Source organism: Ramlibacter sp. (assembly GCF_036383835.1).
Classification (GTDB): domain Bacteria; phylum Pseudomonadota; class Gammaproteobacteria; order Burkholderiales; family Burkholderiaceae_C; genus Ramlibacter.
Genome location: NZ_DASVNN010000069.1, coordinates 25,605 through 51,284, shown reverse-complemented (window position 1 = coordinate 51,284; position 25,680 = coordinate 25,605). Strand labels below are relative to the sequence as shown.

19 protein-coding genes and 1 tRNA gene are annotated in these 25,680 nt (G+C 70.5%); 9 read left to right on the top strand and 11 right to left on the bottom strand.

Going from position 1 to position 25,680, the window contains the following annotated elements; genetic code table 11:
- Window positions 1-1,173 carry an MFS transporter gene (locus VF522_RS11490; protein WP_330908400.1) on the top strand — a complete coding sequence of 391 codons (1,173 nt, stop codon included), beginning with the start codon at window positions 1-3 and terminating at the stop codon, window positions 1,171-1,173.
- On the opposite strand, the gene VF522_RS11485 is transcribed toward VF522_RS11490, so the two are convergent.
- A complete protein-coding gene (locus VF522_RS11485; RefSeq protein ID WP_330908399.1) occupies window positions 1,170-2,390 on the bottom strand; it encodes a hypothetical protein in 1,221 nt (406 codons plus the stop codon). The two genes, VF522_RS11490 and VF522_RS11485, sit on opposite strands and share 4 nt — an antisense overlap.
- A gap of 249 nt (window positions 2,391-2,639) precedes the next feature.
- Between VF522_RS11485 and VF522_RS11480 the strand changes: the two genes are divergently transcribed.
- The 5 genes from VF522_RS11480 to VF522_RS11460 all read left to right on the top strand — a co-directional run bounded on the left by VF522_RS11480 (window position 2,640) and on the right by VF522_RS11460 (window position 8,165).
- Window positions 2,640-4,160: a 3-hydroxyacyl-CoA dehydrogenase gene (locus tag VF522_RS11480; protein WP_330908398.1), complete on the top strand. Its 1,521-nt coding sequence runs from the start codon at window positions 2,640-2,642 to the stop codon at window positions 4,158-4,160.
- A gap of 1 nt (window position 4,161) precedes the next feature.
- Window positions 4,162-4,944, top strand: coding sequence for an oxepin-CoA hydrolase, alternative type (locus tag VF522_RS11475; protein ID WP_330908397.1), 783 nt, complete (start codon window positions 4,162-4,164; stop codon window positions 4,942-4,944).
- A 94-nt stretch (window positions 4,945-5,038) separates the two neighbouring features.
- The gene (locus tag VF522_RS11470; RefSeq protein WP_330908396.1) at window positions 5,039-5,758 is read left to right on the top strand and encodes a Crp/Fnr family transcriptional regulator; all 720 of its coding nucleotides are present in this window, start codon (window positions 5,039-5,041) and stop codon (window positions 5,756-5,758) included.
- A 1-nt stretch (window position 5,759) separates the two neighbouring features.
- A complete protein-coding gene (locus VF522_RS11465) occupies window positions 5,760-6,863 on the top strand; it encodes a phosphotransferase (RefSeq protein ID WP_330908395.1) in 1,104 nt (367 codons plus the stop codon).
- A 27-nt stretch (window positions 6,864-6,890) separates the two neighbouring features.
- Window positions 6,891-8,165 (top strand): acyl-CoA dehydrogenase family protein, encoded by a 1,275-nt coding sequence (locus tag VF522_RS11460; protein ID WP_330908394.1) that lies wholly within the window; start codon window positions 6,891-6,893, stop codon window positions 8,163-8,165.
- A gap of 101 nt (window positions 8,166-8,266) precedes the next feature.
- Here the strand turns inward: VF522_RS11460 and VF522_RS11455 are convergent, their stop codons facing one another.
- A complete protein-coding gene (locus tag VF522_RS11455; RefSeq protein WP_330908393.1) occupies window positions 8,267-8,947 on the bottom strand; it encodes a hypothetical protein in 681 nt (226 codons plus the stop codon).
- Between the two features lie 56 nt (window positions 8,948-9,003).
- On the opposite strand from VF522_RS11455, the gene VF522_RS11450 reads away from it, so the two are divergent.
- On the top strand, window positions 9,004-9,702 hold the full coding sequence (locus VF522_RS11450; RefSeq protein WP_330908392.1) for a glutathione binding-like protein: 699 nt from the start codon (window positions 9,004-9,006) through the stop codon (window positions 9,700-9,702).
- A 2-nt stretch (window positions 9,703-9,704) separates the two neighbouring features.
- Here the strand turns inward: VF522_RS11450 and VF522_RS11445 are convergent, their stop codons facing one another.
- Both VF522_RS11445 and VF522_RS11440 read right to left on the bottom strand, forming a co-directional pair.
- Window positions 9,705-11,930, bottom strand: coding sequence for an ATP-binding protein (locus tag VF522_RS11445; RefSeq protein WP_330908391.1), 2,226 nt, complete (start codon window positions 11,928-11,930; stop codon window positions 9,705-9,707).
- Between the two features lie 40 nt (window positions 11,931-11,970).
- Window positions 11,971-13,305 (bottom strand): MFS transporter, encoded by a 1,335-nt coding sequence (locus VF522_RS11440; protein WP_330908438.1) that lies wholly within the window; start codon window positions 13,303-13,305, stop codon window positions 11,971-11,973.
- 129 nt (window positions 13,306-13,434) lie between these two features.
- Between VF522_RS11440 and VF522_RS11435 the strand changes: the two genes are divergently transcribed.
- Entirely contained in the window at window positions 13,435-14,400 is a 966-nt protein-coding gene (locus tag VF522_RS11435) for a recombination-associated protein RdgC (protein WP_330908390.1), read from the top strand.
- Between the two features lie 84 nt (window positions 14,401-14,484).
- Complete coding sequence (locus VF522_RS11430; protein WP_330908389.1) at window positions 14,485-16,071, top strand: rhodanese homology domain-containing protein; 1,587 nt, start codon at window positions 14,485-14,487, stop codon at window positions 16,069-16,071.
- A 31-nt stretch (window positions 16,072-16,102) separates the two neighbouring features.
- Here the strand turns inward: VF522_RS11430 and VF522_RS11425 are convergent.
- The 7 genes from VF522_RS11425 to VF522_RS11395 form a co-directional block, all read right to left on the bottom strand.
- Window positions 16,103-16,179: transfer RNA gene (locus VF522_RS11425), tRNA-Arg, on the bottom strand.
- A gap of 40 nt (window positions 16,180-16,219) precedes the next feature.
- Entirely contained in the window at window positions 16,220-17,014 is a 795-nt protein-coding gene (locus tag VF522_RS11420; RefSeq protein WP_330908388.1) for a SapC family protein, read from the bottom strand.
- An 840-nt stretch (window positions 17,015-17,854) separates the two neighbouring features.
- Entirely contained in the window at window positions 17,855-18,712 is an 858-nt protein-coding gene (locus VF522_RS11415; RefSeq protein ID WP_330908387.1) for an efflux RND transporter periplasmic adaptor subunit, read from the bottom strand.
- Window positions 18,709-20,724, bottom strand: a complete 2,016-nt coding sequence (locus VF522_RS11410) for a preprotein translocase subunit SecA (protein WP_330908386.1) — start codon at window positions 20,722-20,724, stop codon at window positions 18,709-18,711. Before VF522_RS11410 ends, VF522_RS11415 begins: the two co-directional genes overlap by 4 nt.
- On the bottom strand, window positions 20,717-22,870 hold the full coding sequence (locus VF522_RS11405) for an efflux RND transporter periplasmic adaptor subunit (RefSeq protein WP_330908385.1): 2,154 nt from the start codon (window positions 22,868-22,870) through the stop codon (window positions 20,717-20,719). The genes VF522_RS11410 and VF522_RS11405 overlap by 8 nt, the downstream gene beginning before the upstream one ends.
- A 12-nt stretch (window positions 22,871-22,882) precedes the next feature.
- Entirely contained in the window at window positions 22,883-24,739 is a 1,857-nt protein-coding gene (locus VF522_RS11400) for an efflux RND transporter periplasmic adaptor subunit (RefSeq protein ID WP_330908384.1), read from the bottom strand.
- 65 nt (window positions 24,740-24,804) lie between these two features.
- Complete coding sequence (locus tag VF522_RS11395) at window positions 24,805-25,599, bottom strand: SapC family protein (protein ID WP_330908383.1); 795 nt, start codon at window positions 25,597-25,599, stop codon at window positions 24,805-24,807.
- Window positions 25,600-25,680: the final 81 nt, after the last annotated feature.

Sequence of the window (25,680 nt, the reverse complement as noted above, 5' to 3'; positions counted from 1 at the left end):
ATGATCGCCCAGCCGGCGCGCAGCGCGCAGCCCGCCGTGCTGTGGTCCCTGCTGTTCGGCAACTTCGTGATCGGCACCGGCGTGATGGCCGTGCCCGGCACGCTCAACGAGATCAGCGGCAACCTGTCCGTCTCGGTCGCCACCGCCGGCCAGCTGATCTCGGCCGGCGCCGTTCTGATGTGCGTGGGCGCGCCGCTGTGCGCCGCGTTCGTGGCGGGCTGGGACCGCCGCCGGCTCCTCGCGTTGTCCATGGCCTGGTACGCGCTGCTGCACCTGGCCTGCGCGCTGGCGCCCCACTTCGCGGCGCTGCTGCCCCTGCGCGTGCTGGCCCTGTTCGCGCCCGCCATCTTCACGCCGCAGGCCGCCGCCTGCGTCGGCCTGCTGGTGCCGCCGGAACAGCGCGGAAAGGCGATCACCTTCATCTTCCTCGGCTGGTCGGTCGCGTCGGTGCTCGGCATGCCGATCAGCGCCTACGTCGGCGGCACCCTGGGCTGGCGCAGCGCCTTCGCGCTCGTCGCCGTGCTCAGCGTCGTGAGCGCGGCGTGGGTCTGGCGCGCCATGCCCGACGGCGTGAAGCCACCCGCGCTCTCGCGCGCGGCCTGGGCCGAGACCTTCCACTCGCGCGCGCTCATGACGTGCGTGCTGGTCACGGTGTGCTACGCGGCCGGCCAGTTCGTGCTGTTCTCGTACATGGCGCCCTACTTCAGGCAGAAGCTGGATCTCGGGCCGGGCCAGCTGAGCCTGTACTTCATGTGGTTCGGCGCCTTCGGCCTCCTCGGCAACATGCTGATGGCGCGCTACATCGACCGGCTGGGCGCGTCGCGCGCGGTGATGATCGGCATCCTGCTGATGGCGGCGAGCTTCCTGGTCTTCCCGCTGGGCGTGACGCCCTGGCTGGCCGCCGCGGTGAGCGTTCCCTGGGCGCTCGGCTGCTTTTCCTCGAACTCCGCGCAGCAGGCGCGGCTGGTGACCATCGCGCCCGCGCTGGCCGCGGCTTCGGTGGCCCTCAACTCCTCGGCGATGTACGCGGGCCAGGCCATCGGCGCCGCCAGCGGCGGCTGGCTGATCGCGCGGGGCGGCATGGACTGGCTGCACTGGGCCGGCTTCGCGGGCCTGCTCGCCGCGATCGCGACCAGCGCGCTCGCGACGCGCTTCGCGCGGCAAGGCGCCTAGCTCTTCGCCGCTTCGTCGGGGTCGTACCCGGTGATGTCGAAGTCGAGCGTCGCCAGCGGCTCCGGCGGGACGGCCGGCGCCTCGTCGAGATCGATGTCGACGCCGAGACGCGGCGAGGACGGCGGGATCAGCCGCCGATCGAGGTGCGCGCGCCCCGGCTCCGTCCCGTCGAGCGGCGGATGCGAGGTCTCGCGAAAGGTCCTGGACGGGCCGGAAGGCCGCGCGCCGGCCCGCTCCGGAGGCGCCATGTCCTGCGCGATGTGGTACAGCAGCACGAGGTCGCGATAGGCGCCGAGGCTGAAAGGCTCCGCACCCGGCAGGCCCGGCTGGCGGAAGATGGATTCCTCGATCACCTCCAGCACCTTGCGCGACGGCCACAGCGCCACGATGCGGCCGAGCGCGGGCTCGTACTGCTCCAGCGAAGGGGTCGCCCGGTCGAAGTGCTCGAAATCGGGAAACTGCACGCTGAAGTGCCGGTGGAAGTCGGAGCGCAGCAACTCGTACTCCCCGCGCTTGCCGAAGCGGTGGTACAGCTCCAGCAGGTCCATCCAGGCCAGCGCGCTGGTCTCGGCGTGGTCGTGCACGTGCCCTGCCAGCACGCCGATCGCCTGCTCGTGTTCGCCGATGGACAGGAAGAATTCGGCCTTGTCGTGCACGTCGATCAGGTCCTCCACGCCCGCCATGCGCTGCATGCCGCGGTTCGGTTGGATCCCGGAGGAAGACCAGCCCAGGGGCAGCGTCGGGTCGGCATTCGCTGCCGGCATCGGAGACGAGACGTACGCCGTGTTCGCGACCGGCGGCGCGGACGCGAGCGGCGCGGGCACCGGCGGCATGGGCGTCATGCGACGCGCCGCGGCGGCGTCGACGATCGGCAGCAGCGGCTCCGCCAGCTCGCTGTTCACTGCGAACCAGCGCCCGACACGGGCGATGCGCTCCTCGCTGCGCCAGCGCCAGGCGAGCCATCCCAGCAGGCCGGCGAGGAACACCGCCAGCGCCACGATCATGGCGGTGGCGGCCTGGCGGCTGTTCTGGGCCTGCTCCACCTGCGCGCGCAACTGCGCGAGGGCGGCGGCGTTCTGCTGCGACGCCTCGCGCAGCGACTTCAGTTCGCGTTCGGCGTTCTGCAACCGCGGCTCCAGCGCATCGGCGGGGCTGGGCCGCACCGGCTGCGGTGCGGCTTCCTTGCCGGCGCGCCGCGCCGGTGCGGGGCGTGCCACGGGCCGTGCGGTTTCCGCCTCCGAAGGGGCAGTGACCGTTGCGGTGTCGCGCGCCGCCGGCGCGGCGGGTTCGTCCACCGGCGGCTGCGCCAGGGCGCCGAATGACAGCAGGCCCCCACACGCCGCGACCACGAGAAGCCGGAAAGTAACTGGGCGCAACATCGGGGGCCATTCTAGGCATGAGCTGGAAGCCCGCCAAAAAGAATCGGCCGGCCGGGGTCCCTTCGTTGCGCAGCCGATAATCCGCCGATGGAGACCCGTTACAAGATCGCAGGCGTGGCCGGGGCCGGCGCCATGGGGCGCGGCATCGCGCAGATCGCCGCCCAGGCCGGCAGCATGGTGCGCCTTTACGACACCCAGCCTGCCGCGGTGCAGCGCGCCATCCAGGAACTGCACGCCCAGTGGGACCGCCTGCTGGAAAAAGGCCGCATGGACGCGGCCGCCGTGGCCGCCGCCAAGCAGCGCCTGCAGCCGGCCGAGAATCTGCAGCAGTTGGCCGACTGCGACCTGGTCGTCGAAGCGATCATCGAAAGACTGGACGCCAAGCAGGCGCTGTTCGCCGAACTGGAGAAGATCGTCGGCCCCGACGCCGTGCTGGCGACCAACACTTCCTCGCTGTCGGTGACCGCCATCGCCGCCGGCATGCACCGGCCGCAGCGCGTCGCCGGCTTCCACTTCTTCAACCCCGTGCCGCTGATGAAGGTGGTGGAGGTGATCGCCGGCCTGAAGACCGATCCCTCCGTCTGCGAAGGCCTCGTCGCCTACGCGAAGCAGATGGGCCACACGCCCGTGCAGGCGCAGGACACGCCCGGCTTCGTCATCAACCACGCCGGCCGCGGCTACAACACCGAAGCGCTGCGCATCGCCGGCGAGGGCGTGGCGGACTTCGCCACCATCGACCGCATCCTGCGCGACCAGGTCGGCTTCAGGCTCGGTCCCTTCGAGCTGATGGACCTCACCGGACTGGACGTCTCGCATCCGGTCATGGAGTCGGTGTACCGCCAGTACTACGACGAGCCGCGCTACCGCCCCACTGTGATCACGGCGCAGCGCCTCGCGGGCAACGTGCTGGGCCGCAAGACCGGCGAAGGCTTCTACCGCTACGCCGACGGCAAGGCGCAGGTGGCCGCGGAAGCGCCCGCGCCGAAGGTGGACGAGATCCCGCCGGTGTGGGTGTCGACGCGCGCCGCGCGGCGCGCCGAGCTCTACCAGCTGCTGAAGGACCTGGGCGCGAAGGTCGAGACGGGCCAGTCGCCGTCCGGTCAGGCGCTGACGATCGTGGCGCCGCTCGGCTTCGACGTCACCACGGTCGCCGTGGTCGAACGGCTGGATCCGGCGCGCACCGTCGGCATCGACCTGCTGATCGAGGACGCCGCGACCAGGCGCCGCGTGCTGGCCACCAACCCCGCCACCCGCGCCGACATGCGCGATGCGGCGCACGCGCTGTTCGCGCGCGACGGCAAGCCGGTGACGGTGATCCGCGATTCGGCCGGCTTCGTCACGCAGCGCGTGGTGGCCACCATCGTCAACATCGCTTCCGACATCTGCCAGCAGCGCATCTGCACGCCGCAGGACCTGGAAACTGCCGTGACGCTCGGCCTGGGCTATCCGCTCGGCCCGCTGGCCATGGGCAACCGCTGGGGCCCGACCAACATCCTCGAAGTGCTGTTCAACATGCAGACGGTCTACGGCGACCCGCGCTATCGCCCCAGTCCCTGGCTGCGCCGCCGCGGCGCGATCGGCCTGTCGCTCCTGCAGGAAGAGACCTGAGATGGCCGCCGAACTCAAGAGCCGCAGCGAGGGCCGCACCATGGTGCTGACCCTGAGCAACCCCGAGCACCGCAACGCGCTCGGCCCCGGGATCTATGCCGCGGGCGTGGAGGCGCTCAACGCCGCCGACAGCAACCCGGAAGTGCGCACCGTGGTGATCACTGGCGAGGGCAGCACCTTCTGCGCCGGCGGCAACCTGCAGCGCCTGCTGGAAAACCGGCAGCAGCCGCCGGAAGTGCAGGCGCAGTCCATCGAGGGCCTGCACGGCTGGATCGACGCGATCCGCACCTTTCCCAAGCCGGTGATCGCCGCCGTCGAAGGCGCGGCGGCCGGCGCCGGCTTCTCGCTCGCGCTCGCCTGCGATTTCATCGTCGCCGCGGACAACGCCGTGTTCGTGATGGCGTACAGCAGCGTGGCGCTGTCGCCCGATGGCGGCGGCAGCTGGAGCTTGGCCCGCGCCCTCCCCCGCCAGCTGGTCAGTGAACTGCTGATGTGCGGCGAGCGCATCGGCAGCGAACGCCTGCAGCAACTCGGCGTGGTCAATCGTGTCACGCCTGCGGGCGGCGCGCTGGCCGAGGCGCTGGCGCTAGCCGCGAAGCTCAACGAGCGCGCGCCGAATGCGCTCGCGAGCATCAAGGAGCTGGTGTCGGACGCCGCCGGCAACTCTCTCACGACCCAGCTCGCGAGCGAGCGCGAGCACTTCGTGAGGAACCTGCACCATGCCAATGGCGGCATCGGCATCCAGGCCTTCCTCGCCAAGCAGCCGCCGCGCTACGGCGACTGACGCCCGCACAGACGCTCAGGTGACAACCCTGAGCGGGCCGCGCCGTCCCGCACGCGACAATGCCGCGAGCTGCCAGTCGCTTTCAGGACAGTCCATGGACGACCCCATTCTTAGCATCGACGAACGCGCGGCGATCAACAACGGTCGCTGGTTCTCCACGCTTTCGCCCTCCCTGCGCCACGACATCCTGCGATGCGCCTTCGTCAAACGCTACAAGGACGGCGAGCTGATCTGCGCGCGCGGCGACCCGGCCGAGGCCTGGAGCGCCGTGGCCAAGGGCGCGGTGCGCGTGAGCTCGACCTCGATCACCGGCAAGCAGGTCACCTTCACCTACGTGGAACCGGGGATCTGGTTCGGTGACGTCGCGATCTTCGACGGCGAGCGCCGCACGCACGATGCCTATGCGCACGGGGACACCACGATGCTGATGGTCACCCGCGCCGACCTGCAGAAGATCCTCGCGCAGCACGTGGAGCTGTACGAGGCGCTGCTGCGCCTGCAGGCGCGCCGCATCCGCCAGCTGTTCGGCCTGGTGGAGGACCTCAACACCCTGCCCCTGCGCGCGCGGCTCGCCAAGCAGCTGGCGCACCTGGCGCGCAGCTACGGCGTGCCTTCGCTGGCCAACGGCGGCGAGGTGCGCATCGGACTGCAGCTCGCGCAGGAAGAGCTCGCGCAGCTGCTGGGCGCCTCGCGCCAGCGCGTCAACCAGGAACTCAAGGCCATGGAGCGAGACGAAGTGATCCGCATCGAGCCGGGCGGCCTCGTGGTGCGCAACCGCGACGCACTGATGCACATCGTCGAGGCGGGCGACTGACATGACAGACGCCTACGAGCACTTCGTCGGGACGCGTCCCGTCTCCGACAAGCACGCCTTCGACGTTGCCGCGCTGACCGCCTGGCTGGAGAAGAACCTCGAAGGGTTCCGCGGCCCGCTCACCGTGGAGATGTTCAAGGGCGGCCAGTCGAACCCCACGTACAAGCTGGTGACGCCGCAGCGCAGCTACGTCATGCGCTCCAAGCCCGGCCCGGTCGCCAGGCTGCTGCCTTCGGCGCATGCGATCGAGCGCGAGTTCGCGGTGATGACGGGCCTGCACGGCACCGGCGTGCCGGTGCCGCGCATGTTCTGCCTGTGCGAAGACGAATCGGTGATCGGCCGCGCCTTCTACGTCATGGAGTTCATGCAGGGCCGCGTGCTGTGGGACCAGGCCCTGCCCGGCATGACGCCCGCGCAACGGGGCGAGATCTACGACGAACTGAATCGCGTGATCGCCGCGCTGCACACGGTGAAGTTCGCCGAGCGCGGGCTCGCCGGCTACGGCAAGCCCGGCAACTACTTCGACCGCCAGATCGGCCGCTGGAGCAAGCAGTACAAGGCCTCGACCGACGGCGCCGGTCCCATGAGCCAGCCGATCCCCGAGATGGAGAAGCTGGTCGAATGGCTGCCGGCGCACATCCCGCCCGCCGCGCGCGACGAGGGCAAGGTGTCGATCGTGCACGGCGACTACCGCCTGGACAACGTGATGTTCCACCCGACCGAGCCGCGCATCGTCGCCGTGCTCGATTGGGAGCTGTCCACGCTGGGCCATCCGCTGGCCGACTTCAGCTACCACTGCATGGCCTGGCACATCCCGCACCCGGGACGCGGCATCGGCGGGCTGGACCACGCGGCGCTGGGCATCCCGAACGAGGAAGAGTACATGCGCCGCTACTGCGAGCGCACCGGCCTCGCCACCGTCGCCGAATTGAAGGCCGACTGGAATTTCTACATGGCCTACAACCTGTTCCGCATCGCCGCGATCCTGCAGGGCATCGCCAAGCGGGTGGAAGCCGGCACGGCCTCCAGCGCGCAGGCCGCCGCATCGGCCGCCGGCGCGCGTCCGATGGCCGAACTGGCCTGGGGCTTCGCGCAGCGGGCCTGACCGATTTTTTGCAAGGAGCAGCAAGAGATGGATTTCGAATACTCCGACAAGACCCGGGAACTCCAGGCGCGCCTGCTGCAGTTCATGGATGCCAACATCTATCCGAACGAGAAGACCTACAAGGAGCAGCTCGAGTCGAATACCAAGGCCGGCAAGCGCTGGACCCCGCTGCCGGTGATCGAAGACCTCAAGGTGAAGGCGCGCAAGGCGGGCCTGTGGAACCTGTTCCTGCCGGTGGACAGCGCGCATGCCTCGGGCTATTCGGGCGCAGGCCTCACCAACCAGGAATACGCGCCGCTGGCGGAGATCATGGGCCGCGTGCCCTGGTCGAGCGAGGTGTTCAACTGCTCCGCGCCCGACACCGGCAACATGGAGACGCTCGCGCGCTACGGATCCGACGAGATCAAGTCGCGCTGGCTCAAGCCGCTGCTGGAAGGCGAGATCCGCTCCGCCTTCGCGATGACGGAGCCGGAAGTCGCCTCGTCGGACGCGACCAACATCGCGACGCGCATCGAGCGCCAGGGCGACAACTACGTGGTCAACGGCCACAAGTGGTGGATCTCCGGCGCGGGCGACCCGCGCTGCAAGGTCTTCATCACCATGGGCAAGACCGACCCGGACGCGCCGCGCCACTCGCAGCAGAGCATGATCGTGATCCCCGGGGACACGCCCGGCATCCGCATCGTGCGGCCGCTCAACGTGTTCGGGTACGACGACGCCCCGCACGGCCACGTCGAGATGTACTTCGAGAACGTGAAGGTGCCGGCGGGCAACATCCTGCTGGGCGAAGGCCGCGGCTTCGAGATCGCGCAGGGCCGCCTCGGCCCGGGCCGCATCCACCACTGCATGCGGCTCGTGGGCCTCGCGGAACGGGCGCTGGAGCTGATGTGCCGCCGCTCGCTGTCGCGCGTGGCTTTCGGCAAGGCGGTCGCGCAGCAGACGGTGACGCAGGAGCGCATCGCCGAAGCGCGCTGCAGGATCGACATGGCGCGCCTGCTGACGCTCAAGGCCGCGTGGATGATGGACGTCGCCGGCAACAAGGTCGCCAGGACCGAGATCGCGATGATCAAGGTCGTCGCGCCCAACATGGCCTGCCAGGTGATCGACTGGGCGCTGCAGGCCCACGGTGGCGGCGGGGTGTCCGACGATTTCCCGCTGGCATCGGCCTACGCGCATGCGCGCACGCTGCGCTTCGCCGACGGGCCGGACGAAGTCCACCGCAATGCGATCGCGAAGTGGGAGCTGGGCAAGTACGGGGCCTACGGCAAGGATGCGGAGCCGGCGGTGACGCGCGGGGCTTGACCGCCATTCCCGCGCAGGCGGGAATCCAGGGCTTCGGGGAAGAAAGCGGCCACCCGGCCGCTTCTCAATGCCCTGGGCCCCCGCCTGCGCGGGGGTGACGGCTACTTCCTGAACGCCGCCAGCGCATTCACGCAAGCCGCCGTGAACGTCGCCGTCGCATGTTCGAGCGTGAGAGTCTCCGCCGGCTGGTACTGCATGCGCAGGTAGCATTTGCCGCGCAGCAGCACGATCATGAAAGGCACCTGCGGCGCCGGCGCCGGTTCGGGCCAGGACATCAGCGTCTCGATCAGGGGCTGGTCGACCCAGGCCATCGCGGTTTCGCGCTGGTCGGCCAGCACGGCATAGCGCCGCCAGAAACCCTCGGAAGGGCCTTCCCAGCCGATCTCGTCGTACATGGCGAGCCAGCGCATCTCCTCGGGCAGGCGCGGGTCGGCCGTGGTCTGCAGCGTGTCGGTGATCATGCTGTAGGCGCGCCGCTCCAGCGCTTCCTTCAGCGGGCGATTGATGATCATCGCCCCGATGTCGTCGTTGACCGCCAGTTCGGCGCGGGCGCGAAGTTCCTCGCCGGTGATGTAGTCGCGGGTGGGCCGCCCCAGTTCCATGCGCCAGGAACGGCCGCCGACCTTGCCCTGCATGGTGACGGTGCTGCCCAGGCCGCTGGAGAAGGTCATGCCGCGAGTGGCGGCCCATTCCGACACCGGCCCATGCTGCGACTGCGACGGCAGGGAATCCCCCCGCTCCCGGGTATCGCGATGAAAGGCCTTCTTGATGCGGTCGAACATGCGCAACGGCTTTGACCTAAAGTCTGCGGATCATAAGTGAAACAGGAGGTTTCGGCGTGTCGACGATCGACGTTTACTCATGGCCCACCCCCAACGGGCACAAGGTGCACATCATGCTGGAGGAATGCGGCCTCGCCTACCAGGCGATCCCGGTGAACATCGGGGCCGGCGAGCAGTTCCGGCCGGAGTTCCTCTCGATCAGCCCGAACAACAAGATCCCGGCGATCGTCGACCCGCAGGGTCCCGACGGCAAGCCGGTCTCGCTGTTCGAATCCGGCGCGATCCTCGTGTACCTCGCCTCGAAGACGGGCCGCTTCCTGCCCTCGGGCGACCGCGCGAAGTTCGAGGTGCTGCAGTGGCTGATGTTCCAGATGGGCGGCGTCGGTCCCATGCTCGGGCAGGCCCACCACTTCCGCATGTACGCGCCCGAGAAGATCCAGTACGCGATCGACCGCTACACCAACGAGGCGCGGCGCCTCTATGGCGTGATCGACAAGCGCCTGTCGCACAGCGAGTGGCTGGGCGGCAACGAGTACACGATCGCCGACATCGCCACCTTCCCGTGGCTGCGCAGCTGGCAGAACCAGGGCGTCGTGCTGGAGGAGTATCCGCACCTGAAGCGCTGGTTCGACGCGATCGCCGAACGGCCCGCGGTGCAGCGCGGCGTGAAGGTGCTGGCCGACCTGCGCAAGCCGATCACCGACGACAAGGCGCGCGAGATCCTGTTCGGCGCGACGCAGTACCAGCGGCGCTGAAGTCAGTTCGCAGCGGGCGCCGCGTCCACCGCGGCCGCCTGCAATGCAGCCAGCAGTTCGGCCATCGCGTAGGGTTTGCGCAACACGGCCAGGCTGGGTTCGATCTGCTCGGCCGTGTAGCCGGTGGTGACCACCACGCCCAGTTCCGGCATGCGCGCGCGGCACCAGGCCGCGAGCTCCAGGCCGCCGAGTCCCCCCGGCATCACGACGTCGGTGAACAGCAGGTCGAAGCGCCAGCCGTCCTGCAGGAACTCCTGCGCCTCGTCGCCCGAGGCGCACAGCGTCACGTCGTGGCCCTCGGCCTCCAGGGCCGGCACGACGACCGAGGACACCAGCACGTCGTCTTCCACCATCAGGATGCGCAACTGGCGGTGGGCCGCCACCGTGCCGTGGATGCGACCGGCGACGGGGACCGCCTCGCACGCCGGCAACAGCAGCGTGATGCAGGTGCCCTGCCCCGGCGAACTCGCGAGGCGCACGTCGCCGCCCGACTGGCGCGCGAAACCGAGCACCTGCGCCAGGCCCAGGCCGCTGCCCGCGCCGACCGGCTTGGTGGTGAAGTAGGGATCGAACACCTTGGCCTGCAGCTCGATCGGGATGCCCGGGCCGTCGTCCTGCACTTCGAGGCAGGCGTAGTCGCCCGCGGGCAGCCGGTCCGATTCCGCGGAGGTGGCCGCCCGCGCGCGCACCTGGATGCTGCCCCCGTGCGGCATGGCGTCGCGCGCATTGAAGATCAGGTTCAGCAAGGCGAGTTCGAGCTGGGTCGCATCGACGTGCACCGCCCGCACGCCGATGTCCACATGCGCGACTAGGTGGACCCGCTCGCCCACCGCCTTGCGCGTGAGCTCCTGGTTCTTCAGCAGGAAGTCGCGCACGTCCACCGGTTCGGGACGCAGCGGCTGCGATCGCCCGAAGGTGAGCATCTGCCGCACGAGGTCCGCCGCCTTGGTGCTGGCATTGAGCGCGCTGGTCACCGCGCGGCTGTGGCGCCCGGTGGGCACCGAGCGCTCCACCAGGTGCAGGCCCATGGTGATGGTCTGCAGCAGGTTGTTGAAGTCGTGGGCGATGCCGCCGGTGAGCCGGCCGATCGCTTCGTGCTTCTGCGACTCCAGCAGGCGCGTCCGGGCCTGCTCCGCGCCCTGCACCGCCTCGCTCACGCGCTGCTGCATCTCGCGGCCGGAGGCTTCCAGCCGCACGCCCGCATCGTGCATCGCGGCATTCACCGCGTCGACCTCCTCCAGCCCGCTGCGCGCGCACGGCGGCACTTCGTTGCGGCCCAGTGCCGCCGCCGCATGCTTCAGCGCACCGAGCGGCTGCGCGATGCGGCGGCCCGCGTACAGCGCGATGGCGAGGCCAATCAGGAGCAGCGCGCCGGCGGCGAGCGTCGCCTGCGCCGTGAGCTGCTGCGCCGTGCGCTGCAGCGATGCCAGCGGCAGCGCGGTCACGCTGCGCCAGCCGTAACGGTTCGGGCTGCTGATGTAGCTGAGGGACGACACGCCGTCGAGCGTGGTCGACGCGCCGAACCCGGCCAGCGGCTGCAGCAGCCGCGCCTTCATCACGCCCGTGGCTTCCACGCCCAGCCACTTGCCGGGATCGCGGCTGCGTGCGATCACGAGGTGCTGCTTGTCGACCACCGAGAGCACGGCTTCGGTGGACTGCAGCTGCTGGTAGCGCGCGAGCACGTCCTGCACCACCCGGGGATCGAGCGAGACACCGACGTTGAAGCGCGGTGGCAGCCCATGCAGCTCCGGTGCGTACACGGCGAGCTGCGGCTGCCGCATCACGGTGCCATGCGCCGAGAAGAACACGCCGGGCGCCCCCGACTCCACGAAGGGCTCCTGCTCCGCGCGCGGCAGCGGCTGGGCGTGCGGCAGCAGCGTATTGGCCAGCTGGTGGCTGCGATCGACCAGGAACACCCAGGAGGCGCTGTCCTGCGAGGCTCGCGCGGCCTCCTGGTGGAAGCGCTCCACGTCGCCATCGCGCAGCGCGAGCGAAGCGGCCAGCGTGCGCGCGAGCACGGCGCGCTTGTCCAGTTCCGCTTCGACGGCCGCATTGAGGCTTTCCGCGTCCTCCCTCATCTGCCCGCGGGCCGCGGCCTCCTCGCGCTCGTACGTCGTGCGCGCGAGCAGGGCGAACGCCACTACCGCCGGCAACCAGACGGAGAGCACCAGCAAAAGGAGCCGCGCGCGGATGCTCCAGCTGCGCGGCCCCGGGAGGTGGACGGCCATGCGGCCAGTCTAAGCCCGCCGTCCCGCCCCGGCCCGACTTTTACTTTCGCAGGCGCAGCAGGCTGAAGCCGGCCGAAGCGGCGGCCAGGCCGGCGGCGAGGCCCAGCGCGATCTCCGCGCCGCCGTCCCGCACCCCGGCGACGCTGAAGACCAGCCCCAGCAGCACCGCCCCCAGCGACTGGCCGGTGAGCCGCGCCGTCCCCAGCATCCCGCTGGCCGCGCCCGCGCGTGCCAGCGGCGGGCTCGTGAGGATGATGTGGTTGTTGGGAGACTGGAACAGGCCGAATCCCGTGCCGCACAGGAACAGCGCGGCCGCCAGCTGCCAGTTCGCCGGCGCGTCGGGCAGCAGCACCAGCAGGGCCAGGCCGGCGGCGAGCGCCAGGAGCCCGACACCGCTCAGCAGCCCGCCACGCACCCGAGCGATGAGGCGACCGGCCAGCGGCGCGGCCAGCACGGTGGCGGCGGGCCAGGCGGTGATCAGCAGGCCGGCGCCGAAGTGATCGCGGCCCTGCCCTTCCAGCAGCAGGAAGGGCAAGGCGATGAAGGCGATGGTCTGCGCCGCGAACGCGGTGACGGAGGTGCACATCGACAGCGCGAACACCGGGATGCGCAGCAGGTCCACCGGGAACAGCGGCGCGCTGAGGTGCCATTGCCGGCGCAGGTAGAGCCAGGCCACCAGCACGCCGGCCGCGAGCAGCGCCGCGGCCATCCCCAGCGCGCGCGCATCGGGCGCGCCGCCGCCGCGCGCGCCCAGCGCGTCGGCCGCGAGGAACACCAGCGAGAACATGGCGGCGTTCATCAGCACGTCCGCCGGGCGCAGCACCGCCTGCGGCATTCGCGCGACGTTCGTGGGCAAGGCGCGCCGCCCGAGCAGGAACACCGCCAGCCCGAAGGGCAGCTGGATGATGAACAGCCAGGGCCAGGACGCCACCGACAGCACGACGGCCGCGATGGTGGGGCCCGCGACCGAGGCCGTCGCGACCACCACGGAATTCAGCGCGATGCCGCGTCCCAGCACCGACACCGGATAGGTGAGCCGCACCAGCGCCGCATTCACCGCCATCATCCCCGCCGCGCCGACGCCCTGCAGCGCGCGGGCACCCGCGAGCAGGCCCAGCGAAGGCGCGAGCACGCATCCGAGCGAAGCCAGGGTGAAGACGGCCAGGCCCGCCAGGTACACGCGGCGATACCCGAAACGTTCGCCGAGGCTGGCGCAGGGCAGCAGCAGGCCCAGCGTGGCGAGCTGGTAGGCATTGACCACCCATACCGCCGAAGACGGCGAGGCGCCGAAGTGGCGCGTGATGTCGGGCAGCGCGAGGTTCAGGATCGAGCTGTCCAGGACGGAGAGCGCGATGCCCAGGAGGATCGCCACCATCGCCCAGTACCGTTCCGGCACCGGCAGGCCGTCGGCGACGGCTTCCGTCCTCTCTTCTACCTTCTGTTGCACCGGGGAGAGTCTACCCGCCGACTAGAATCCATCGCTTTTGCACGAAAGACCGCGCCGATGTTCAAGAGCGCCTGCTTTTTCCGGATCGCGGAGGATTTCGTCCTGCCGGATCCCGACGCGCTCGAGCGCGTCCTGCACAAGGCCCGCTTCGCCGCCTGCGGCCCCACGGAACCCGAATCCAGCGGCTGGGTGGCGCCGCGCGGCAAGAAGAGCAAGGTGCTTGCCGAGATCGTCGGCGGCCACCTGCTGCTGAAGCTGTGCACCGAGAAGCGCGCCGTGCCCTCCTCCGCGATCAAGGCGGCGGTGGACGAACGCGTGGAGCGCTACCAGCAGGAGACCGGCAACGAGCGCGTGCCCGCCAAGCTGAAGAAGGAATTCAAGGAGGAAGTGCTGCTGGACCTCCTGCCGCGCGCCTTCAGCAAGCGCAGCCACACCCTGCTCTGGCTCGATGCGAAGCAGCGCATGCTGGTGGTCGACGCCGGCAGCCTGGCCGCCGCCGACCGCATCGTGTCCTCGCTGCTGGCCGCCCTGCTGGAAGTGCCGGGCGCCGCGCCCTCGCTCGACCTGCAGCTGATTCACACGCAGACCTCGCCGGCCGCCTCGATGTCGCACTGGCTGTCCACGCGCGAGGCGCCGTGGCGCTTCACGGTGGACCGCGACTGCGAACTGAAAGCGGCCGACGAACAGAAGTCCGCCGTGCGCTATGCGCGCCACACCCTGGACATCGACGAGGTCGCCCAGCACATCGCCGCCGGCAAGGTGCCGACGCAGCTGGCGCTGACCTGGAACGACCGCGTGTCCTTCATGCTGACCGAAGCCGGCCAGCTGCGGCGCCTGAAGATGCTCGACGTGGTGCTGAAGGAGGCCGAGGACGCGAAGACCAAGGACGACGACAACTTCGACGCCAATGCGGCGATCCTCACCGGCGAACTCTCGCAGCTGATCCCGGATCTCCTGGAAGCGCTGGGTGGGGAGATGCAGCCGGGCGCGCAGCCCGCGGCGGAAGAAGCGGTCGCGGCCTGATCGGGGCAGCGTCCTGCCCGGTGTCCGCCATTCGGGAATTGCCGGTGGGGCGGCCGGGGCTGTCGTGCTGAAATCCTGCCCACCATGAACTTGCCCCTCACCCCGTCTTCCGAGGTCCGCGCCGCCCTGCTGGCGCGGCGCGAGATCGCCTTCCTCGACGTCCGCGAGGAAGAGCCCTTCGCGCATGGCCACCCGCTGTTCGCGGCAAACCTGCCGCTGTCGCGCATCGAGCTCGATGCCTGGGCGCGCATCCCGCGCCGCGACACGGCGATCGTGGTGTACGACGACGGCGAGGGGCTGGCGGAACCCGCCGCCCGCATGCTCGTCGCGCTGGGCTACTCGCACGTGTCGCTGCTCGCCGGCGGACTGCAAGGCTGGCGCGAGGCCGGCGGCGAACTGTTCATCGACGTCAACGTGCCCAGCAAGTCCTTCGGCGAGCTGGTCGAACACGAGCGGCACACGCCCTCGCTGGGCGCGCCGGAGGTGCAGCAGCTGCTGCAAAGCGGCGCCGACGTGGTGGTGCTCGACGCCCGTCGTTTCGACGAGTACCAGACCATGAACATCCCCGGCGGCATCAGCGTGCCGGGCGCCGAGCTGGTGCTGCGCGCGCGCTCGCTCGCGCCGGACCCCGCGACGCGCATCGTCGTCAATTGCGCCGGCCGCACGCGCAGCATCATCGGCACGCAATCGCTGGTGAATGCCGGCATCCCCAATCCCGTGGCGGCGCTGCGCAACGGCACGATCGGCTGGCTGCTGGCCGGGCAGACGCTGGAGCATGGCGCGAACCGTCGCGCCGGCGCCGTGGACGAGCCGGTCCGCGAGGAGGCCGCGGCGCGGGCACGCTCGGTCGCAACACGGGCCGGCGTGCGCCATGCGAGCGCGGAAGACCTGGCGCGCTTCGCGGGCGAGGCCGGTCGCACCACCTACCGCTTCGACGTGCGCACGCCGGAGGAATACGCGGCGGGGCACCTCCCGGGCTTCCGCAATGCGCCCGGCGGGCAACTGGTGCAGGAGACGGACCACAGCGCGCCGGTGCGCGGCGCCCGCATCGTGCTCGTCGACGACGACGGCGTGCGGGCCAACATGAGTGCCTCGTGGCTCGCGCAGATGGGATGGGAGACGTGGGTGGTGGCGAATCCGCCCGCGTTCGGCGAACGGGGCGCGGCCCCCACGCCCATCCCCGACGCCCTCCCCACCGCCGCGGTTTCGCCGCAGCAGCTGGCGGCATGGCTGCGCGAAGGGGATACGGCGGTGCTGGACTTCGCGGCCAGCGCCCGATACGTGGCCGGGCACATCCCCGGCGCGTGGTTCGTGCTGCGCTCGCAGCTGGCGCGGGCGCTGGAGGCGATTCCCGCCGCCTCGCGCTACGTGCTGACTTGCGGCACCGGAGCGCTGGCGCGCTACGTCGCGCCCGAAGTCGCGGCACTGCGTCCCGATGCGGACGTGCGGGTGCTCGAAGGCGGCAACCCGGCCTGGATCGCCGCGGGACTGCCGCTGGACATCGGGGAACGGCACCTGGCTTCGCCGCGCATCGACCGCTATCGGCGCCCGTACGAAGGGACCGAGGTGCGCCGCGAAGCGATGCAGGCTTACCTGGACTGGGAGTACGGGCTGGTCGCGCAGCTGGGGCGCGATGGGACGCACGGGTTCCGGGTGATCGGCGAGGCGTAGTCTTCGGCGGGCGCTGCGGCAGCCACCGACCTGGCCTGCCCGGAGGGACTCGAACCCCCGACCTGCTGCTTAGAAGGCAGCTGCTCTATCCAGTTGAGCTACGGGCAGCCGGCGCCATTATCGCCGCGTGCTGCCCATTCTCGCCGCGTCAGTGGACGACGGCTGCCGTCCGCTCCCGCTCCTCCGCGGCCGGCGCCGTGTCGGCCGCCCCGGCTTCGGGCTGCGCCAGCATCAGCCTGTCCTTGACCGAGGCGAAGTTGCGCATCGACTGCAGGTGCAGGTAGATCAATTCGAGTTCGTCGGTGCCGGCCAGCTGCGACAGCGTTTCGGCCGGCAGCGCCTTCAGCTGCTTGCGGTCGATCGCGTGGAAGCCGTTCAGCGACATCTTCCGGCCGCCCGCCAGCGTGAACTCCGCCTGGACCGGTTGCAGCAGCTTGAGTTCGGCCAGCTTCTTGCAGAAGGCCCGGGTGCGGATGAACTGGGTGCGGTATTCCTGCAGGAAGCGCACTACGTTGTCGACGTAGGCGGTTTGCTTGCCCTCGTCGTCGAACAGGCGCTGGCCGCGGCCCTCGTCGTTCAGCCCCTGGCAGGCTTCGTCGACGCACAGCATGAAGGCCTGGCCGTCGTCCCGGGTGGAGAACACGAAGGGATAGCGGCGCACGAAGGCGGGGATGTAGCGCGCGTTCCAGCTGGCGTCGTCCTTCACGTAGAGGTTCTCGCCCGCCCGCGCGCCGAGGACGACCGCGGGAACCACTTCTTCGCCGTTCTGCGCAAAGACGATCGCGTACTCGGCCGCGGCCAGCGGGAATTCGACGGCCGTCAGCGGCACCGTGTGGATCCTGCGCGCGAAGCCGTAACCCTTGTCGGGCTCGATCGCGTGCTTGCGATGCCGCTCACTGGAGACGGGTACGGCGGTTTCGTAGATGAGCAGCTGGGTCGACATGGAAGGACTCCTCGGGGAAATGGGCTGGAAAAGGTGCCTCCCGGTTCAGGAAATCGACTGAAAGGGATGCGGACGCGCTGGCGTCCCTGCCGCCGGGCCGAGGGGCCGGGCGGGAACACCCATCCGGCGGCGGAGGTCTTGCTCTCGTTGGAGCCCGCTCCTCTGCCTCCGCCGCCGTAGGTGCCTCCGCCCTGCTAGTTCCTGCGCCGCGCCGCCACGGGCGGGCGCGATCGTCCGCGCGTCGCGCTGCGGGGCCGTGGGGGTGCCGGCCTCGCTCGAGATGGGGTCATGGGATCGGGGTGCACGCCGTCCGGCAAAGGCCGCGCTGATCGCGTCCATGCGCCCCGGATGGGCGAACGCGGTACGGGCGCTGCGAAGTGTCGACATGACACGTCCCCAGGCGGGCACGCACTGGGTGCCCACGGCATTCCTGTTCTGAAGCGGACGACTCCCGTTTTTCGCCCGTACTGTTCGGCCCTACGGACCGAGAACGTGTTTTATAAGTCGCGGTCCATGACAGAACAACGACATGGGGGAGCGGAACAAACGCACTTTTCGCCCTCTGCCATTCGGCCGATGCGGAACGCCCGGAAGCGGCAGGTGGTGGCCGTTGCACCCTGCCGAATATCACCTACACACACGTAGGAGCCATAGGCAACAAGCACTTACAGGGCTTCCTTCGCGGAATGGCTCAGGTAGCGACGAGGGGGCGATTTGTGGCGGGGAAGGAACTCGGCCGATGTATCAAAACGGACATTTGCAGAGACATCGTTACCCACAGTTGCGTCACGGTCGAGTGGCGAAAGGGAAATGGGGATCCGCTACCCCATTGCCACGACCTCACTGCGACTGCGCGTTGCGCAACTGGGCCGCCCGCGAGGGCGTGGGCGGCAGCGTGGGGAACTCCACCTTGCAGCGGATGCCGGCCGGCACCTTGCCTTCGGCGTTGGGCAGCTCCAGGCGCACGCCGAAGGTGCCGCTGGCCGAATCGAACACCGTGTCGACCACCTTGATCGTCGCGGCCTGCGACAGGCCGAGGCCTTCGGCCGTCACGTTGGCCTTGGCCCCCGCCTTCACTTTGCCCCAGGCCGACAGCGGCATGACGACCTCCACCCGCAGCGGCTCGACCTGCACCAGCTTCAGGATCGGCTTGCGGCCGGTGCCCGCCTCGGCCAGGTCGCCGGGATTGAGCATGCGGTCCATCACGATGCCGTTGAAGGGACTGCGCAGGGTGCGCCGGTTCAGCTGCTCCTGCGCCTGGCGGTGCTCGTGTGCCGCCAGTTCGCGGCCTTCTCGCGCCTCGCGCAGTTCCGATTCGAGGATGCGCTTTTCCGCTTCCGCCTCGTCGCGCGCCTGCGCCGAGACGAAGTTCTCGGACTGCAGCGTCTCCGAGCGCTTCAGCTTCTTGTCCGCATAGGCGAGCCGGCTCTGTGCCGTGCTCACCCGGCCCATGGCCTCGGCGCGATGCCGCGCGACCTGCACCCCGGCCGCCTCGACGCCGGAATCGAGTTGCACCAGCACCTGGCCGGCCTTGACGCGGTCGCCCCGCTGCACGAGGACCTTGTCGATGATGCCTTCCGTGGCGCTGCGCACCTCCACGGTCTGCGAGGGCTCGATCAGGCAGTCGAACGGATTGGCGGCCGCGGCGATGGGCGCAAGAAGGCCCAGCGCGAACAGGGCGGGACGGGTGGTGTTCATTCGCTTCTCCCGGTGAAGGCCAGCAGGTTCTGCAGCTGGCGGTCGTGCTTCAGGTTGGACATGCGGATCGCGTATTGCCGCTCCTCGGCGGCATGCTGGGCACTGCGCCGCAACAGCCGCCAGGCCGCGCGCGGCAGCCGCAAGCCGGCGGCGAGCAGCCGGTCCAGCCACGCCGCCAGGGTGGGCGCGCAGACCTGGTAGATGTCGTCCTCCAGCGAGACGATCGCCTGGCAGCTGCCCGGGTCTCCCTGCCGCGCGCAGCGGCCCACCAGCTGGCGGTCGACGCGCCGGGAGTCGTGGTACTCGGTGAGGATCACGTGCAGCCCGCCGCGCTCGTGGACGCCCGGACCCAGTTCGATGTCCGTGCCGCGGCCGGCCATGTTGGTCGCCACCGTGATGCGCCCGGGCTGGCCGGCCTGCGACACCACGTCGGCTTCGCCCCTGTCCTGCTTCGCATTGAGCAGCGCGTGCACCAGGCCGCGGGCGTGCAGCACCGCGCTGATCTGCTCGGAAGCTTCCACCGAACGGGTGCCGATCAGCACCGGTCGGCGCTGGCGCCCGGCCAGCTCCTGCGCGACGTCGGCCACGCGCTCCCACTTCTGCGGCATCGTGCGGCAGACCTCGAAGCCGCCATCCACCCGGCGCGAGGGCCGGTGCAGCGGCACGCGCATCGTGTCGAGCCCGTACACGGACTTGATCTCCCGCGCGCATTCGGCCGCCGTGCCCGTCATTCCCGACAGGTGCACGTAGCGGCGGAACAGGCGCTGGTAGGTCAGGCGGGCGAGCGTGTCGCGCCGCGGCGTGAGCTCCACGCCCTCCTTCAGCTCGATCAGCTGGTGCAGGCCGCGCTCCCAGGACCGGTCGGGCATCACGCGCCCGGTGGACTCGTCGACGATCTGCACCTTGCCGTCGACCACCACGTAGTGCTGGTCGCGCCGGAACAGGTGCAGGGCACTGAGCGCCTGGCGCAGGAGCTCCTCGCGGGCGCGCACCGACGTCCAGGGTCCGTCCAGCTCCTCCGAGAAGGCGTCGAGCTTGTGGCGGCCGGCGTCCGCCAGCTGCACCGCGTGCTCGAACTCGTCGCAGCGGAAGTCCCGCGGCTGCGACAGGGACTGCGCGAACGCGAGGGCGTGACGGCCGTGCTCCGCCTCCTCGGCGTCGTTGCCGGTGGCGGACAGGATCAGGGGCGTCCGCGCCTCGTCCACGAACACGCTGTCGGCCTCGTCGACGATCGCGTAGTAGAGGCCGCGCAGCACCGCGCCATCCTCGCTGCCAAGGCGGCCGCCGAGACGCCGCACCGACTGGTGCAGCCGGCTGCCCTGGCCGCGCAGCGCGACGCGGTCGCGCAGGTAGTCGAAGGCCAGCTCCTTGTTGGTCGCGTAGGTGATCGCACACGCGTACGCCTGGCGGCGTTCCGGCCGCTTCATGCCCTGCACCACCACGCCGACGTCGAGGCCGAGGAATGCGTACAGCGGGCCCATCTTCTCGGCGTCGCGGCGCGCCAGGTAGTCGTTGACGGTGATCACGTGCACCGGATAGCCCGACAGCGCCACGGTGCAGGCCGGCAGCGTGGCGCAGAAGGTCTTGCCCTCGCCCGTGGCCATCTCCACCAGGCGGCCGCGCAGCAGTCCGTAGCCGCCCAGCAGCTGCGTCTCGAAGTGGCGCTGCCCGATGGTGCGGTCCGCCGCCTCGCGCACCAGCGCGAAGGCCGCCGCGGCCAGCTCGCGCGTGAAACCTTGCTTGCGCAGCAGCGGCCGCAGCGATTGCGCCCGCTCTCGCAGCGCGGCGTCCGGCAGGCGCTTCCATTCCGGCGCCAGCGCGTCGACGCGCTCCACGAGGCGGCGGCCGTCGCCCGCGATGTCCTGCAGGCCACGCCGCAAGGGGGCCAGCAGCGTGGCGTCGAGCGCGCGGGCCGTCCGGTCGTGCCATGCGTCCTTCTCCTCCGCCCGTTCGGCGTAAGGGCGGCCCAGCGCCAGCAGCGCGTCGGGAAAGGGCAGCGAGCGGCTAGACATGGAAGTGCGACAGGAACAGGCGGCGCAGGCTGCGCAGCCACTGCTGGCCGAGCGGCTCGTCGGGATGCTCGAAACGCACGTGGACCCGCTCGCCGAAGAACAGCGGCGGCGGCGCCCCGGTCCCGGTGGCGATGGCCACGTCGAACTGGAAGGTGCGCTCCAGCGTCTTCGCGCCGTGGGCGTCGCGCATGTCGGTGGCGAGCTGGCCGCCGCCTTCGGTGGCGAGCACCCGGCTGGGCAGGTACTCCTCGCCCGCGGGAACTTCGCGCTCCACGCGCGCCGGCAGCACGCGCTGCGGTGCATGCGCCATGCGCACGTCGACGCGGGTGACGGCGCTGCGCACGACGTCGGCCGCTTCCTGCGTGGCGACCACCCGCGCGATCGGGTCGGGCCGGTCGATCACGTACCCCACCAGGTCGCCCTTGCGCTGGAAGCGGCCCGGAAGGTCCTCGGCGCGCGCCAGCACGAAGGTGCCGGCGGTGCCGGCACGCACCTGCATCTGCGCCATCTTCTCCCGTGCCTGCGCGAGCGCGACGCGTTCGCTCTCGAGTTGCTCCAGGGCCATGGCCGCGCGCGCGCGGTCCGCATGCAGGTGGGCGAAGTAGGTCGCCTCCAGTTCCGCGACCTTCGCCTCCGCCAGCCGCAGGTTGGCTTCCAGCGCCGGGTTGCGCGCCTGCAGCAGCAGGTCGCCGGCGCGCACGCGGGAACCGGGCGTCGCCACGACGCGTTCCACGAAGCCGTCCTGGGCGGTGCGCACCAGGGCTGATTGCGGCAGCCAGGCCACGCCTTCCAGCACGGTGCGAAACGGCGCGGGGACCACGAACAGCAGCACCAGCAGGCCCGCGACGAAGGCGCCGCTCACCGCCAGCACGCGCCGGCGCTGCGGCCGCAGGCGCCCGCTGGCCGCGTGCTGGACGCCCTTCACCAGCGGCAGCACGGCCATCGTGACCAGGCCCCAGAGCGCGAGCATCACGCCGATGAAGAAGAACTGCTGCGCGATGAACAGCGCGATCGCGACCGTCACCAGGATGCGGTAGATGGTCGAGAGCACGCCGTAGGCCGCCAGCCAGGCCCGCTCGCGCCGGCCGGTTTCGGGCGTCTCGGCTTCGCGCAGGCCGAAGGCGTAGCGGTCGATCAGGTAGCCCCAGTAGCGCGTCGCGCGATTCGCCAGGTTGGGCATCTCGAGCGCGTCGGCGAGGATGTAGTAGGCGTCGTAGCGCAGCAGCGGGTTGCCGTTGAACAGCAGCGTCGACACGCCCGCGATCAGCATCACGTTGAAGAGGGCCGAGCGCACCAGGCCCGGCTCGATCAGCAGCCAGAAGCAGAACGCGATCGCCGCGATGAACACCTCCACCGCCATGCCGGAGCCGCCGACGACGGCGCGCTGCCACCGGGACCGGAACACGGTCGACGCCGAGGCCTCCACGTAGGGCACCGGCATCAGCACCAGCACGACCACGCCGACGTCGTGCACCTCGCCACCCCCGCGCTTGCAGGCGGCCGCATGCCCGAATTCGTGCAGCGCCTTGATCAGGGGAAAGACGAGCCACAGCAGCAGCAGGTTCTGCGTGGCGAGCACGCGGTCGGAGAAGTTGCCGATCAGCGCGTTCCACTGCGAGAGCAGCAGCACCAGCGCAGGCAGCACCACGGCGAGCCAGAGCAACGCACCCCAGCGTCCCCACAGCAGGTCGACCAGGGGCCGCATCGCGTTGAGGAAGCGGTCGGGATCGAGCAGGTGGATCCGCCAGGCCATGGGGTTCATCCAGCTGCGCCGCCGCGCCGCGCGCTCCTGCTGCACGCCGCGCTCGAAGAGCTCGGTCACGTCCGGCGTGGCGTCGGTCTGCAGCAGGTCGGCGCCGTGCAGCTGGCCCAGCAGGCGGATGACGTCGTCCTGCGTCGGCGCGTCCTCCCCGAGCTGCCGGTTGCACATCTCCCAGAGCTGCTGCACGGTGCGCTCGCCGTTCATGGCGGCGACCAGGTACCGCGCCGCCGGCGAGAAGCGATGCACGCGGCCCGACACCGGGTCCTGCAGCAGGTACCAGCGCTCGCCGCGATAGCGCATGCGGTGCAGGCGGGCATGGGTTCGCAGCCGTGGCTGCAGCGCGCAAACGCGGTACCAGGAATTCGACAGCAACTGCTCGGCCATCGCGCGTCCCGCTCAGGACAGCCAGCGCCAGGTGGCCAGCTGCAGCCACTCGACGAAGGCATGGGTCCACACCCACAGCAGCTTGCGTTCGCCGACTTCGACCTTGCCCACGCCTTCCATGCCGGGACGCAGGCGCGCCGGCGCGGCGTCCAGCTGCGCCTCGACGCGGAAGTAGTTCTGCCCGTCCTGCGCGGTGGACACCGGCGTGACGTTGCGCACGGTGAAGGGCAGGCGCTCGTAAGGCATGCCGGAAAGCGCGATCTCCCCGCGCTGCCCGGCGAACAGCTCCGCGATGTCGCGCTCGTTCACGTTCAGGACGACGCGGTAGGCGTCGAGCGGCGCCACCTCGAACAGCACCTTGCCCTGCTCCACCGGCGAGCCGAGCAGCTGGCTCAGGTCGCCCACCACGACGATGCCGTCGAAGGGCGCGGCCAGCGTCGCGCGCGCCAGGCGCTCCTCGACGAGCGCCAGTTGCGCCAGCGCCTGTTCCTGCTGGGCGGCGGCGATCGCCATCGCGGCGCGGTCCTGCAGGGCGGACGCCTGCCGATAGCGGCGTGCCATCTGCTCCGCTTCCGCGGACCAGCGCGCCTGCTCCAGTCGCAAGTCGCGATCGTCGAGCCGTGCGAGCACCTGGCCGGCACGGACCGTCTCGCCGGCGCGCACGACGCTCTCGCGCACGTAGCCCTGGTAGGGAGCCACGATCGCCCGCTGCACCGCGCCCTCGATGGCGACCTTCGAAGTCACGCGGTAGTTCGTGGTCGCGACCGCCAGCACGGCGGCCACCAGCACCGCCGCCAGCGCCACCAGCTTCAGGCCGGGATGGCGCGGCCCGAACAGCATGCGTGCACCGCCTGCCGCCGCCAGCATCGATCGCCGCGCCAGGCCCATGGCCTCCCGCTGCTTCATCGTGAAGATGGGGCCGAGCAACTGTCCAATCGCTTCGCACAGTTCGAGCTCGCCGGCGCCGAAAGGCTGCTCCCGCCGTCGCTCCAGCGTGAGCACGCCGACGGTGTCGTTGTCGTTGGCGAGCGGCACCGAGAGGATGGCGACGTCGCCGCGCGATGCGGACAGCGTGGCATGGGCCAGGCCACCGACGGCATCGGGCGCGAGCGGCGGATGCACGAGCGACTGCCCGAGGTCAGGCACCTCCTCCATCGCCTCGGCCAGCAGCCGCACGAAATCGTTCCGGCGGTCGAAGGTCGCCGTGTGGGAGATGGCCTCGACCTCGCAGTCGTCGTGCCGGACGAAGCCGATGCCCACCCGCTCGCAACCGAGGCGCGCGGCGAGGTCGTTGGCGACCGCCAGTGCCGATGCCCGCAAGGCGGGCTCCTGCAGGGCGGAGGCAACCACCTGCTGCGCCACGCCCAGCCGCTCGGACCGCGCCTGCTGCTGCGCGAGCGACTGCTGGCGGAACTCGGAGATCAGCCAGGCGCTGCCCCAGTGCAGCAGCCGAAGCGCGCGCTGCACGTCGGCGTCCGGCCGCGGCCGGATCTCCATCACCACGGCGCCGAACAGCACGCCGTCGACTTCCACCGGGTAGCCGATGAGCGTGGCCGGCGCGGCGTTCTGCGGCGACACGCCTTCGGCCACGACGCCGCGCCTCTGCTGCAGCGCGCTCTGCGCGGTAGGACCGAGATGCCGCAGGTTGTGCGAGGCATCGGGCCAGGTGGCCACCGGGCTGTACTGGCCCTCCTCTCCCGAGCCGAGCAGCACGAGCGCGCCGGCGACGCGCTCGACCTGCCCGCACAGGATCGCCAGCCAGGCGGAGCAGAACTCCGCCATGCTGTGCGGCGCGGAGAACCTCGCCCAGGCGGCGGACTCCTGTTTGGCGTGCGTGTCCGCCAGCGAATAGATCGAAGCTCCGCTCATCCTGCTTGCGGGCGCCGCGGCGCCCGTCCCTCGCTACAGCCCGTCCCGCAGGGGCTGGTCCTGCGTCAATGCGCGACGGCGGCCGCCGCCTCGCGCTCCTCCGCGGCAGGCGCCGTGTCGCCCGGCCCGGCTTCGGGCTGCGCCAGCACCAGCTTGTCCTTGACCGAAACGAAATTGCGCATCGACTGCAGGTGCAGGTAGATCAGCTCCAGTTCGTCGGTGCCGGCCAGTTGCGACAGCGTTTCCGCCGGCAGCGCCTTGAGCTTCTTGCGATCGATCACGTGGAAGCCGGTCAGCGACATCTTCTGGCCGCCCCCCAGCGTGAACTGGGCCTGCATCGGCTCCAGCAGCTCGAGTTCGGCCAGCTTCCTGCAAAAGGCCTGGGTGCGCATGAACTGCGAGCGGAACTCCTGCAGGAAGCGCACCACGTTGTCCACGTAGGCGGTCTGCTTGCCCTGCTCGTCGAACAGCGGCTGGCCGCGGCCCTGGTAGTTCAGGCCCTGGAAGGCTTCGTCGACGCACAGCGTGAAGGACTTGCCGTCGTCCTTGGCGGAGAACACGAAGGGATAGCGGCGCACGAAAGCGGGGACGTAGCGCGCGCTCCAGCTGTCGTCGTCCTTCACGTAGAGGTTCTCGCCCGCCCGCGCGCCGAGGATGGCGACGGGAACCACGTCTTCCCCGTTCTGCGCGAACACGATCGCGTACTCGGCCGCGGCCAGCGGGAATTCGACGGCCGTCAGCGGCACCGAGTTGATCTTGCGCGCGAAACCGTAGCCCTTGCCGGGCTCGATCGCGCACTTGCGGTGCCGCGCGCTCGAGACGGGTACGGCGGTTTCGTAAATCAGCAGCTGGGTGGACATTGGGGAGAACTCCTCTCGGAAATGGGCTGGAAAAAGTGCAGCCCGGTGACAAGGAACCGTTTCGGGGACGACGGCGCGGCA

Coding starts and splice junctions, on each gene's coding strand:
- VF522_RS11490 (WP_330908400.1), top strand. CDS start 1: ATGATCGCCCAGCCGGCGCGCAGCGCGCAGCCCGCCGTGCTGTGGTCC.
- VF522_RS11480 (WP_330908398.1), top strand. CDS start 2,640: ATGGAGACCCGTTACAAGATCGCAGGCGTGGCCGGGGCCGGCGCCATG.
- VF522_RS11475 (WP_330908397.1), top strand. CDS start 4,162: ATGGCCGCCGAACTCAAGAGCCGCAGCGAGGGCCGCACCATGGTGCTG.
- VF522_RS11470 (WP_330908396.1), top strand. CDS start 5,039: ATGGACGACCCCATTCTTAGCATCGACGAACGCGCGGCGATCAACAAC.
- VF522_RS11465 (WP_330908395.1), top strand. CDS start 5,760: ATGACAGACGCCTACGAGCACTTCGTCGGGACGCGTCCCGTCTCCGAC.
- VF522_RS11460 (WP_330908394.1), top strand. CDS start 6,891: ATGGATTTCGAATACTCCGACAAGACCCGGGAACTCCAGGCGCGCCTG.
- VF522_RS11455 (WP_330908393.1), bottom strand. CDS start 8,947: ATGTTCGACCGCATCAAGAAGGCCTTTCATCGCGATACCCGGGAGCGG.
- VF522_RS11445 (WP_330908391.1), bottom strand. CDS start 11,930: ATGGCCGTCCACCTCCCGGGGCCGCGCAGCTGGAGCATCCGCGCGCGG.
- VF522_RS11440 (WP_330908438.1), bottom strand. CDS start 13,305: ATGGTGGCGATCCTCCTGGGCATCGCGCTCTCCGTCCTGGACAGCTCG.
- VF522_RS11435 (WP_330908390.1), top strand. CDS start 13,435: ATGTTCAAGAGCGCCTGCTTTTTCCGGATCGCGGAGGATTTCGTCCTG.
- VF522_RS11430 (WP_330908389.1), top strand. CDS start 14,485: ATGAACTTGCCCCTCACCCCGTCTTCCGAGGTCCGCGCCGCCCTGCTG.
- VF522_RS11420 (WP_330908388.1), bottom strand. CDS start 17,014: ATGTCGACCCAGCTGCTCATCTACGAAACCGCCGTACCCGTCTCCAGT.
- VF522_RS11415 (WP_330908387.1), bottom strand. CDS start 18,712: ATGAACACCACCCGTCCCGCCCTGTTCGCGCTGGGCCTTCTTGCGCCC.
- VF522_RS11410 (WP_330908386.1), bottom strand. CDS start 20,724: ATGTCTAGCCGCTCGCTGCCCTTTCCCGACGCGCTGCTGGCGCTGGGC.
- VF522_RS11405 (WP_330908385.1), bottom strand. CDS start 22,870: ATGGCCGAGCAGTTGCTGTCGAATTCCTGGTACCGCGTTTGCGCGCTG.
- VF522_RS11400 (WP_330908384.1), bottom strand. CDS start 24,739: ATGAGCGGAGCTTCGATCTATTCGCTGGCGGACACGCACGCCAAACAG.
- VF522_RS11395 (WP_330908383.1), bottom strand. CDS start 25,599: ATGTCCACCCAGCTGCTGATTTACGAAACCGCCGTACCCGTCTCGAGC.